Origin of the sequence: Longimicrobium sp. (assembly GCF_036280135.1) — a bacterium.
Taxonomy (GTDB): domain Bacteria; phylum Gemmatimonadota; class Gemmatimonadetes; order Longimicrobiales; family Longimicrobiaceae; genus Longimicrobium.
In genome coordinates this window covers 1-10,309 of record NZ_DASURI010000395.1, presented here as the reverse complement: position 1 = coordinate 10,309, position 10,309 = coordinate 1, and the positions used below count along the sequence as shown (strand labels likewise).

Genomic DNA, 10,309 nt, shown 5'->3' with positions numbered 1-10,309 from the left:
CGCGACGGGATGGTCCGCGCGTTCAGCTATGACCTGGCGCTGTACTGGACGGAGGTGCGCGACGAGATCGTGCCGTATCGCGGCGGACGCTTCTACTTCAGCGCGGGGGCCGTGCGGCGGCGGGGCGCGGAGCTGGGCGTGCACGTGGTGACGGCGCCGGGGCTGGAGCTGGACGCCGCGCTCACGGGCAACGACCACCGCTACACGCGCTATGCCGTGGACAGCGTGCACTACGGCCGTCCGGGCGCCGTGGCGGACTACGGCGGCAACCGCGTGGTGGGCGTGCCCGACGCGCACGGCTCGGCGGCGCTGCGCTGGCTGCCGGCGCGGCAGCTCGTCGCGATGGAGGTGGGGATGCAGTGGGTGGACGCGTTCTGGGCGGACGACGCCAACCAGGTGCGCGTTCCCGGCTACGCCCTGTGGAACGCGGAGGTGGGCCTGCGCCCCATGCGCCTGGGCCGCGGGCTTACCCTGCGCGGGTCGCTGCAGGTAGAGAACCTGGCGGACCGGGCGTACGTGGCGTCGGCGTTCCTGAACCCGGACGTGGTGGCGGGCGAGCCAGTGGCGTTCGAGCCCGGCCTGCCCCGCCACGTCATCCTGAGTGTGTCCCTGGGCTGGGGCAGATAACCAGCAGCATTTTCTCACGCAGAGAAAGCAGAGGCAGCAGAGTACTTCAGTCCGCGCGGGACCGGGGTACTCTGCTGCCTCTGCTCTCTCTGCGTGAACATGCGGTTCTCAAGCACGAACACCCGCTCTCGCGCACGGCGAGGGCGGGTGCATGTGTCTGCTTTCAGGGGCGGAGGGGCTACCAGTCGTCGCCGCCGCCGTACTCGTCGCGGCGGCCGCCGCCACGGCCCCAGCCGCCATCGCGGCCACCGCCGTTGCCGCCGCGCCCGCCACCCCCACCGCCGCCACCCCGGTTGTAGCCACCACCACCACCGCTACCGCCGCGGTTGCCGTACTCACCGCCCCCGCCGTATCCGCCGCCACCCCCGCCGCCGCCGTATCCACCACCACTGCCCCCGCCGTATCCGCCGCCGCTGCGGCCGTACCCGCCGCCGCCCTGCCCCATGCCGGCCTCGTCGCCGCCCTCGGGTGCGTTCAGGCGCACCAGGTTGGCGGCCTTGAGACCCTTGGGCTCCTCGATCACGTCGAACTCCACGGGCTCGCCCTGCTCCAGGGTCTTGAAGCCGCGGCCGGAGATGCCGCTGTGGTGGACGAAGATGTCGGTGCCGTCTTCACGGGTGACGAAGCCGAAGCCCTTTTCCTGCGAGAACCACTTGACCGTGCCTGATGCGCGTTCCATGGGACAATGTAAAGGCTGGGGGACCGGTGGGACGATAATGGACCGGGGGACCCCACTCGCACGGATCGTTCCCGGTGCGTGCCACGGTGGGAGCAAGTACCCGCTTGCAGGTGCGCAGATGCAATCCGGAGCGGCTGTTACAATCATTTGTAACGATTTCTTGCAGATTGGGACGTCGCTCCCATCGCGCCGTAACCCTCGTCCGGGCCGGGGCATCCGCGCCACGGTCCGCCCCCTCGCTGCCACGCTGGCCGACGCGCGCGGGGGGCGCTACACTCCGCGGCCCTGATCCGTATCCACTCCCGTACCGACGTGAAAGACGGATGGAAGGACCCCTGCTCTGGCTGGCCGCGCTGACGGTCCTGCTCATCCTGGCCGTCTTCGTGGAGCTGGGTGCGGGCGGCAGGCGCCTGCGCCACCTGCGCGACGTGCCGCCCCTGCCGCCCGGCGAGATGCCGTCCCTCTCCGTGGTGATCGCGGCGCGCAACGAGGCGCGGGGGATCGAGCCGGCCCTGTGCTCCGTGCTGGCGCTGGACGTCCCCGACCTGGAGATCATCGTCGTGGACGACCGCTCCGACGACGGCACGGGCGGGATCCTGGACCGCATGGCGGAACGCGAGCCGCGGCTGCGCGTGGTGCACGTCACCGAGCTGCCGGGCGGATGGCTGGGCAAGAACCACGCGCTGTGGCTGGGCGCCGGCGCCGCGCGGGGCGAGCTGCTGCTGTTTACCGACGCGGACGTTGTGATGGCGCCGGACACCCTGGCGCGCGCCGCGGGCTACCTGGTCCGCGAGCGCATCGACCACCTGACGGTGGCGCCGCACGTGATCATGCCGGGCGCGCTGCTCAAGGCGTTCGGCGTGGCGTTCACGGTGTTCTTTGCCCTGTTCACGCGGCCGTGGAAGGTGCGCGACCCGCGCAGCAAGGCGCACGTGGGCGTGGGCGCCTTCAACCTCGTCCGTGCGGATTCGTACCGCCGGATGGGGACGCACCAGGCCATCGCCATGCGCCCGGACGACGACGTAAAGCTGGGCAAGCTGGTAAAGAAGAACGGCTTCGCGTCGGATTTCGCCGTGGGGCCGGAGCACGTGTCGGTGGAGTGGTACCACTCGCTGCCGGAGGTCGTGCGCGGGCTGCGCAAGAACGGCTTCGCGGGGCTGGACTACCGCGTCTGGCTGGTGGTCCTGGCCACGGTGATGATCCTGGCGTTCTGCGTGTGGCCGTTCGTGGCCGTCTTTGTCACGGCGGGGTGGACGCAGGTCCTTTACGGCATCGCCGTCGCCCTGCTGCTTCTGCTGTACGTGGGCGCGGCGCTGGGCCAGGGCGTGGGGCCGTGGAACGCGGTGCTGTTCCCCTTTGCCTGCCTGCTGGTGCTCTTCGTGATGTGGAACGCCACCGTCTACGCCCTGCGCAACAACGGCATCGAGTGGCGCGACACGCACTATCCCCTGGACGAGCTCCGCGCGAACAAGATCTGAACGGCAGTGCGTGAGTGCGGAAGCAATGGATAAGACGAGCAGGCTGGCGAACATCAACTGCATTTTCACGCAGAGGGAGCAGAGGCAGCAGAGTACTTCATCCCGCGCGAAAACGGGGTACTCTGCTGCCTCTGCTCCCTCTGCGTGAAAACATCTGTTGGATCTGCAAGCCGCCGCCACGCAAAAGTGCGGGAGCGGCCTGGGGCCACTCCCGCACTAACGCACTAACGCACTCACGCACTTCCGCACTCGCAGTTCACCCGCCGCGCGACTTCGAACGTTCCCAGTCGTCCAGGTGGTTGAGCAGGTAGTCGATGCCGAACACGTGGCGCGAACGGTCCTCGTCGTCGCGGAATACGACGGCGGACCAGCCCTTCATCCCCGTGGGCGTAAAGCGGCGGCCGTGCATGGTCAGCTTTTGCCCGCTGATGGCGCGGATGAGCACGCGCTCGTACCGGCTGCGGCTCAGCTCGCTCTCGGGGAACAGGTTGTCCCACGTGCACAAGCGGCCCACGTCCTCGTACTCCGGCGGGCGATCCTCCAGGTCCAGCAGCGACGGCGCCCGCCCCCGCATCACCGACCCGATCAGCCGGAAGGTCCAGGGATCGCTCACCCGGCGGATGGGGTGCCAGAAGTGCTTGACGATGAGCCCCGCGATGCTGCGCAGGCTGAGCTCGCGTCCGTCCGTCGTCTGCCACGTGGTCTCGTCCACGTCGGCCGAGAACGGGCTGCGGGGATAGCACACGTCCTTGGCCAGCCACCCCTTGCGCGAGGTGTGCTTGATGGGCCTGTAGCCGGCGATGACGGGGATCTCCATCCGCTCCAGCATCTCCAGCTCGAACGACGGCCACGTCATCACCTCGCGCACGATGCCCACGATGAGCGTGCCCGTGGCGATCATGAGCGACGCGCTGGGGGTAAAGTCGGCCGTGATCTCGATGCGGTCGCCGCGGGGCCGCACGCCCACGCCCGTGCTGCGCTTGTTGGTGGCCAGCAGCATCACCGGCGCGGGAAGGATGTACGACAGCAGCAGGGCCAGCTTGCGCACGGTGCGGCTGCGCCCCTGCTCGTGGGGCGGCAGCTCGAAGCTCACGTTGTAGTGCGTGCTGAAGCCCGTGAGCCGGATCTCCCGCCCCGTGCGGCTTTCCCAGTGGTCCAGCTCCTCGCGCAGGTACAGGATGCTTTCCCACAGGGAGCGGCCGGCGCGCGCGGCGGCGCCCCGGTCGATCTCGATGACGGGCGTGGCCACCTCGATGACGCCCGTGTCGAAGTACACGGCCCCGCCCGTGGGCAGGTGGTACGACGTGCCCTGCCGGTGCATCATGTTGCCGCGCACAAAAGCGCGGGGGCTGCCGAAGATGTCCTCGGGCCGCGTGGGCTCGCCGTCCACCGTGACGGAGAACTCCGCCTCCATCCCCATGGCGGCCAGCTCCAGGCGCGCGCCGGGGCGGCTTTCGCCCTTGACCGGGCTTCCCTTCTTGTTCTCGTCCGCCATTCAGCCTTCGCCCGTTTCCGTCGCGTCTTCGTCCATCGCCTCGTCCGGCACCGCGTCCGTCTCGTCGCCCCCGCCGTGGGGCGCCACCACCGCGAACCCCACGTCCAGGTGCAGGTGGTCGTCCGTCTCGCCCACGCCGTGCCCGTACGGCAGCGCGCGAAACGCCGGGAACACCGACCGCGCGATGTCGCCGTAGCGCGTGATGTTCCGCTCGTCGTCCAGCCAGTCGTCGCCGATGCGGTAGACGTTCACCGCCGTACCCCAGCAGTGCACGGACGTGTATCCCCCCAGCCGGTGCGCGGGCGAGCGGTATCCGCCGTTGGCCGCGATGTGCACGTAGGTGTCCACCTGCCGCCGGAACGCCTCCAGCGCGCCGGCCAGCAGCGTCACGGCCATCGGCACGTAGCGGGGCCCCTGCACGCGCAGCAGCTCGTCCTCGCGCACGTCCACGTCCAGGAACTCCCACAGCTTGTAGTGCGGCGTGAGCGACGTCTCCAGCGCCACGTTCCACGAGGGGATCTCGTAGAACCAGCGCGGAAGCCGCCGCACCAGGCCGTCGCGCCCCCGCGCCAGCTGGCCGGGACGCAGCAGGCGCCGCAGCCGCGGGGGGAGCACCAGGCCGTCCACCACCTGCAGTCCGCCGAGGTCGGGCATCAGGCGGCCTTCCGGGTAAGGTGGTCGTACACGGCGCGCGAGATGCGGGCGATGGTGTCGCTGCGCCCGCTCGTTTTGCTCGCCTCCCACTCCGTGAGCACCACCAGCGCGTACGGCTTGCGGCCGGGTGCGTAGACGATGCCCGCGTCGTGCGCCACCGTGCTGATCTCCCCCGTCTTGTTGGCCACCTTTACGCCCTCGGGCAGGCGGCCGGGAATGCCGCTGCGAAACTCCTGCGCGTGCAGGATGTTGAGCATCTGCTGCGACGACTCTTCGCTGAACGCCTTGCGCTCCTCGATGGTGCGCAGCACGCGCAGCATGCCCTCGGCCGTGCACTCGTTGCTGATGCCGGCCTCGAAGGCGGCCTCGTCCTCCACCCCCCGCCGAAACTTCACGCCCGTGTCCAGCCCCAGCTCCGTGAGCGTGTCGGTGATCTCCTGCGCCCCCACCACCTCGATGAGCAGGTTGGTGGCGAGGTTGCTGCTGGTGGTGATCATGTGGTACGCCAGCTCCTGCACCCGCATGGTCCGGCCGATGTTGCGCGGCACCTCGGCGTTGGCGTCGCGGCTGGCCGCCACGCGAAAGGCGGTGCCGTCGCCCACGGCGCTCATGAAGCGGTTGCGCACGTGGACGCGCGCCAGCAGGGCCAGGTCACCCTCCTCGATGGCGCGGAACACGCCCAGCAGCACCGGCACCTTGATGGTGCTGGCGGCGTGGAACCACTCGCCGCCGTCGTAGCTCCACGACGAGTCGCTCTCGTAGTCGTGGTAGGCCACGGCCACGCGCTTTGCCCCGCTGTCGCCGGCGATCTCCCGCACCCTGCGGCGCAGGGGATCGTCGTCGTCCCCGTGGTCCTTCTCGTTGCTGGATGCCATCTGGCGTGCGATCTATCCGGCGGGCGCGCCGGCCCCTTCAGTCGTCGTCTGGATCCCCGTGCGTGAAACCGGGGGAGAGCGGGTGCTGTTGCAGGTTTGGCGCCAGCGGAGGGAGCAGACGTTTTTCCCAGGCGGACGGGGGACCGAACCGGGACGGGATCGTTACGAGGGATGGGATGAGGCGGGATCGGCGGGGTGGGGTGGAGGCCGGGCGTCGGTGGAGGGGAGCAAAGCGGCGAAAGCGCGATTGCCGCTCATGGGCCGCCCGCGTAGCTTTGTGCGCCGCGCCGAACGTACCCTCGTACGACGTACCTTCGTCCCGGGTTCAAGCACGTACTTTCGCCCTCACGCACTCCATACCGATGGCCGACCATACCAACCTCACGCTCGACGTCCAGGACCGCATCGCCACGCTGTCCGTCAACCGTCCGGACAAGCTCAACGCGCTCAACGAGCAGACCGTGCGCGAGCTGGGCCAGGCCATGGACGAGATCACCGGGCGCGACGACTTGGGCGGCGTGATCATCACCGGCGTGGGCGAAAAGTCGTTCGTGGCCGGCGCCGACATCGCCGAGCTGTCCCGCATGGGCCCCGTGGATGGGGTCGACGTCAGCCGGCTGGGGCAACGCGTGTTCCGGCAGATCGAGCTGTCGCGCAAGCCCGTCCTCGCGGCCGTCAACGGGTTCGCGCTGGGCGGTGGATGCGAGCTGGCGCTGGCCTGCCACCTTCGCATCGCGGGCGAGAACGCGCAGTTCGGGCTGCCCGAAGTCAAGCTGGGCATCATCCCCGGCTACGGCGGCACCCTGCGCCTGCCGCGCATCGTGGGCAAGGGCCGCGCGCTGGAGCTCATGCTCACCGCGCAGTTCATCAAGGCCGACGAGGCGTACCGCATTGGCCTCGTCAACAAGGTCGTCCCCAAGCCGCAGGCCACCGAGGGCGGCGAGGCTCCGTCGGCCAAGGACGCGCTCATGGCCGCCGCGCGGCAGATGATGGGGACCATCCTGGCCAACGGGCCCATCGCCGTGGGGCTGGCCATCGAGTGCGCCACGCGCGGGATGGAGATGTCCATGGACGACGGGCTGGCCCTGGAGAGCAACCTGTTCGGCCTGCTGGCGGCCACGCAGGACATGCGCGAGGGCATGGCGGCGTTCCTGGAAAAGCGCACGGCGGCGTTCACGGGCCGCTGAACTGCGAGTGCGAAAGTGCGGGAGTGCGAAGTGCGAAAGTGACGCACGGACGAGCTCCCGCCGATGCGCGGAGGTCTGACATGGTGAGAGCCGCGGCGAGACGGGTGGGGCCGGGGATGGCGCCGTCGTCGGCGGTCCGGCGGCTGCTGCTGCCGTCGCCGGTGGGGCCGCTCTTCGTGGAATACGACGAAGATGCGGTTCGCTACATCCACTTCTGGCCCCAGGGCGCGCACCCGCCGGCGGGCACGCGCGTGGAGCCCACGCGCGACGACCCGCTGGGGTGGACGGTGGCGCAGCAGCTGCGCGAGTACTTCGACGGCGCGCGCCGTGACTTCGACCTGCCGCTGTCGCCGGAGGGGACGGAGTTCCAGCGCCGCGTGTGGGACGCGCTGTGCCGCATTCCGTACGGCGAGACGCGCTCGTACGGCGACGTGGCCGACGACATCGCCTGCCGCGCGCCGCGGGCGGTGGGCCAGGCCAACCGCAACAACCCCATCCCCATCGTCATCCCCTGCCACCGCGTGCTGGCGGCGGGCGGCGGCATCGGCGGATACGCGGGCCAGTGGGAAAAGGGCGAGGGGATGGAGCGCAAGCGCTGGCTCCTGCGCCACGAGGGCGTCCCGGGGGTCTGAGAACCCCGGGTGATTTGCTTCTCTTTCCGTCGGTTTCGGTTTACCTTTGGTAGAGTTCACGACCACGCCGGAGAGCGCATGATCGGAAAAGGACTCTACACTCCCGTCGAAGCGGCCTCTCTCCTCAAGGCACCCGTCGCCGAAGTGCAGCGGTGGGCGTTCGGATACGAGCGCCGGCGCGATGGCGTGCCGGTGCGCTATCAACCCCTCATCAAGACGGAGCTCCCCGAGATCGAGGGCCAGCGCGCCCTTACCTTTACCGAGCTCGTGGAGCTGATGTACATCAAGGGGTTCCGCCGCGCGGGCGCGCCCTGGAAGCTCGTGCACGAGGCGGCCGCCGTCGCGGCGCGGATGTTCGAGACCGAGCACCCATTCGCCATGCGCAAATTCTTTGCGGATCCCAACGGCATCTACGCGCTGCTGCGGGAGTCCGGAGGCGACGAGTCCCTGGTGAGCCTGCGCGGGCACGGGCAGCACGCGTTGCGCGAGGTTGTGCAGCCGTACCTTGGGCAACTGGAGTTCGACCCCATGGAGGTGCCAACCCGCTGGTGGCCCATGGGACGCGAGGGACGTGTCGTCGTGGACCCCCAGGTATCGTTCGGCTCTCCCATCGTGGCGGAGATCGGCGTTCCCACCCGCGTGCTCGCGGATGCGCTCGAGGCGGAGATGGAGTACGATCCCGACCGTGCCTTGGAGCGCGTTTCGTGGGTCTACAAGGTTCCGCCGCGCCACGTGCATACCGCCGTGCGGTTCGAGGAATGGCGGAAGGCCGCGTAAGGTTCCTCTTCGACGCGAACTTGCCTCCCGGGCTTGTTGACGCCCTGGAGGCGCTTGGCGAGCCCGCCGAGCACGTGGCCAGGATCTTTGCGCCCGGCACGCCTGATGAGACATGGATTCGCCATGCGGGGGAGCGGGGCTGGTGCATCGTCACCCGCGACGTGAACATCACCCGCAAGCCTCACGAGGCCGCGGCGCTTCGCGAGGAGGGCGTCGGCGCGTTCTTTCTTCTCCCGGGCAAGCGCTCGCCGCGCGTGTGCGAGGTGGTGCAGACGATCATCAAGCACTGGCCCGAGATCAAGCGGCTGGCCCGCACGGAGCGGCGTCCGTTCCAGTACCAGATCGGCGTGCGCGTCGTGCGTCGTCTCCGCTAGCTTCGCCCGCGCCAACTTTCGCACTTTCGCACTCCCGCACTTTCGCACTGCCGTTGCATCTCTCCCGCCTGCACCTGCGCAACTACCGCAACTTCGCCGAGCAGGCGCTGGAGATCCCGGCGCAGGGCGCCGCCATCGTGGGCGACAACGGGCAGGGCAAGACCAACCTGCTCGAGGCTGTCTACTACCTGGAGATCTTTCGCTCATTCCGCGGCGCCCCCGACGAGCAGCTCGTCCGCTTTGGCGAGGACGTGTTCCGCGTGGAAGGGCGGATGGAGGACGACGAGGGACGCACGCGCTCCGTCTCGGCCGCGTTTGACCGGCGGGGACGCAAGAAGAAGGTGACCGTCAACAACGCCGAGCCCGAGCGCCTGGGCGATGCCCTGGGCCAAGTGGGCGCCGTCATCTTCTCCCCTTCCGACGTGGAGCTGGTGGGCGGCGGGCCCGGCGCGCGGCGGCGGTTCCTGGACATTGTCCTGTCCCTCGCCGAGCCCGGCTACCTGCAGGCCCTGCAGCGCTATCGGCAGACGCTCTTTCAGCGCAACACGCTGCTGCGGCAGAACAAGCCGCGCGCCATGGTGGAGCTGTGGGACGACGGGCTGGTGGCCGCCGGCAGCCGCGTGGCCGCCGCGCGCGCCGCGTGGGTGCGCGAGCACGCCGCCAGCTTTGCCGAGCACTACGCGCGCGTGGCCGGCGGGCACCCGGGGCACATGACGTACGCGTCGTCCGCGCCGGAGCTGGGCGAGGCGGCGACCACGGAGGACGTGGCCGCCGCGTTCGCCGCCGCGCTGGCGAAGAACGCCGATCGCGAGCAGCGGCGGGGGATGACGCTCGTGGGCCCGCACCGCGACGACCTGCGGTTCACCATCACGGGCGCGGACGGCACCGCGCTGGAGCTGCGGACGTACGGCAGCGGCGGCCAGCAGCGCACGGCCGCCATCGCCCTGCGGATGGTGGAGGCCGAGACCATCCACGCCGTGCGCGGCCGCCAGCCCATCGTCCTCCTGGACGACGTCTTTGCCGAGCTGGACCCCGGCCGCTCGCAGCGCATCGTGGACTGGATCGAGAACGAGGAAGGCGGCGGCCAGGTGCTGCTTACCTCGCCCAAGCCCACGGACTTTCGGCTGCGCGGCGAGACGCTGCCGCGGTGGGGCATCCGGGACGGGGTGATTCTCGCGGGGTAACGGACGGCGGAACGGCAGGTATACGAATGAACTGAGAGGGTGTTGCCAAACCTGCCTTTCAACGGAGCCCAGCGAGCGTCATCCTGAGGGAGCGCCACGCGTAACGTGAACACGCGCAGGGCTTTGGCGCGACCGAAGGATCTTGTGTCCAAACCACGGGGCCGGCTTCATGCCTGGAAGCCGGCCCCGAGTCTCGCATACAAGATCCTTCGTCGCCGCCATCGATCAAGCCAGGCAGGCATCGCGCGGCGGCTCCTCAGGATGACGCTTTCGAGCCCGAGGTTTGGCAACACCCCCTCAGGATGACAATCGCTTGGCTGTTCAGCCAATCGTCTCGGGTTTGCCGT

General features: G+C 69.6%; 10 protein-coding genes and 1 pseudogene. 7 read left to right on the top strand and 4 right to left on the bottom strand.

Annotated features, from left to right (window positions below):
• A partial coding sequence (locus VFZ20_RS12420; protein ID WP_329684203.1) for a TonB-dependent receptor domain-containing protein occupies nt 1-627 on the top strand: 627 nt, incomplete at its 5' end.
• Between the two features lie 475 nt (nt 628-1,102).
• On the opposite strand, the pseudogene VFZ20_RS12415 reads toward VFZ20_RS12420, so the two are convergent.
• A pseudogene (locus VFZ20_RS12415) lies at nt 1,103-1,306 on the bottom strand (cold-shock protein); the annotation flags it as partial.
• Nucleotides 1,307-1,629: 323 nt separating this feature from the next.
• Here VFZ20_RS12415 and VFZ20_RS12410 point away from each other — a divergent pair.
• Entirely contained in the window at nt 1,630-2,784 is a 1,155-nt protein-coding gene (locus VFZ20_RS12410) for a glycosyltransferase family 2 protein (RefSeq protein WP_329684202.1), read from the top strand.
• A 256-nt stretch (nt 2,785-3,040) separates the two neighbouring features.
• On the opposite strand, the gene VFZ20_RS12405 is transcribed toward VFZ20_RS12410, so the two are convergent.
• Genes VFZ20_RS12405 through VFZ20_RS12395 form a run of 3 tightly spaced genes read right to left on the bottom strand, consistent with a single transcriptional unit; the run spans nt 3,041 to nt 5,808 of the window.
• Nucleotides 3,041-4,279, bottom strand: coding sequence for a hypothetical protein (locus VFZ20_RS12405; protein WP_329684201.1), 1,239 nt, complete (start codon nt 4,277-4,279; stop codon nt 3,041-3,043).
• The gene (locus tag VFZ20_RS12400; RefSeq protein WP_329684200.1) at nt 4,280-4,933 is read right to left on the bottom strand and encodes a hypothetical protein; all 654 of its coding nucleotides are present in this window, start codon (nt 4,931-4,933) and stop codon (nt 4,280-4,282) included.
• Complete coding sequence (locus VFZ20_RS12395; RefSeq protein WP_329684199.1) at nt 4,933-5,808, bottom strand: serine hydrolase; 876 nt, start codon at nt 5,806-5,808, stop codon at nt 4,933-4,935. Before VFZ20_RS12395 ends, VFZ20_RS12400 begins: the two co-directional genes overlap by 1 nt.
• 362 nt (nt 5,809-6,170) lie before the next feature.
• On the opposite strand from VFZ20_RS12395, the gene VFZ20_RS12390 reads away from it, so the two are divergent.
• The 5 genes from VFZ20_RS12390 to recF all read left to right on the top strand — a co-directional run bounded on the left by VFZ20_RS12390 (nt 6,171) and on the right by recF (nt 9,962).
• Nucleotides 6,171-6,995 (top strand): enoyl-CoA hydratase-related protein, encoded by an 825-nt coding sequence (locus VFZ20_RS12390; protein WP_329684198.1) that lies wholly within the window; start codon nt 6,171-6,173, stop codon nt 6,993-6,995.
• A gap of 80 nt (nt 6,996-7,075) precedes the next feature.
• The gene (locus tag VFZ20_RS12385) at nt 7,076-7,627 is read left to right on the top strand and encodes a methylated-DNA--[protein]-cysteine S-methyltransferase (RefSeq protein ID WP_329684197.1); all 552 of its coding nucleotides are present in this window, start codon (nt 7,076-7,078) and stop codon (nt 7,625-7,627) included.
• Nucleotides 7,628-7,705: 78 nt separating this feature from the next.
• Complete coding sequence (locus VFZ20_RS12380) at nt 7,706-8,404, top strand: hypothetical protein (protein WP_329684196.1); 699 nt, start codon at nt 7,706-7,708, stop codon at nt 8,402-8,404.
• Nucleotides 8,386-8,778 carry a DUF5615 family PIN-like protein gene (locus VFZ20_RS12375; RefSeq protein ID WP_329684195.1) on the top strand — a complete coding sequence of 131 codons (393 nt, stop codon included), beginning with the start codon at nt 8,386-8,388 and terminating at the stop codon, nt 8,776-8,778. The genes VFZ20_RS12380 and VFZ20_RS12375 overlap by 19 nt, the downstream gene beginning before the upstream one ends.
• Before the next feature lie 53 nt (nt 8,779-8,831).
• Nucleotides 8,832-9,962, top strand: coding sequence for a DNA replication/repair protein RecF (gene recF, locus VFZ20_RS12370; RefSeq protein ID WP_329684194.1), 1,131 nt, complete (start codon nt 8,832-8,834; stop codon nt 9,960-9,962).
• Nucleotides 9,963-10,309 lie beyond the last annotated feature (347 nt).

Bases quoted from the DNA above. Each gene is read 5' to 3' on its own strand.
- VFZ20_RS12400 (WP_329684200.1), bottom strand. From the start codon at position 4,933: ATGCCCGACCTCGGCGGACTGCAGGTGGTGGACGGCCTGGTGCTCCCC.
- VFZ20_RS12375 (WP_329684195.1), top strand. From the start codon at position 8,386: ATGGCGGAAGGCCGCGTAAGGTTCCTCTTCGACGCGAACTTGCCTCCC.
- VFZ20_RS12390 (WP_329684198.1), top strand. From the start codon at position 6,171: ATGGCCGACCATACCAACCTCACGCTCGACGTCCAGGACCGCATCGCC.
- VFZ20_RS12405 (WP_329684201.1), bottom strand. From the start codon at position 4,279: ATGGCGGACGAGAACAAGAAGGGAAGCCCGGTCAAGGGCGAAAGCCGC.
- VFZ20_RS12380 (WP_329684196.1), top strand. From the start codon at position 7,706: ATGATCGGAAAAGGACTCTACACTCCCGTCGAAGCGGCCTCTCTCCTC.
- VFZ20_RS12410 (WP_329684202.1), top strand. From the start codon at position 1,630: ATGGAAGGACCCCTGCTCTGGCTGGCCGCGCTGACGGTCCTGCTCATC.
- VFZ20_RS12385 (WP_329684197.1), top strand. From the start codon at position 7,076: ATGGTGAGAGCCGCGGCGAGACGGGTGGGGCCGGGGATGGCGCCGTCG.
- VFZ20_RS12395 (WP_329684199.1), bottom strand. From the start codon at position 5,808: ATGGCATCCAGCAACGAGAAGGACCACGGGGACGACGACGATCCCCTG.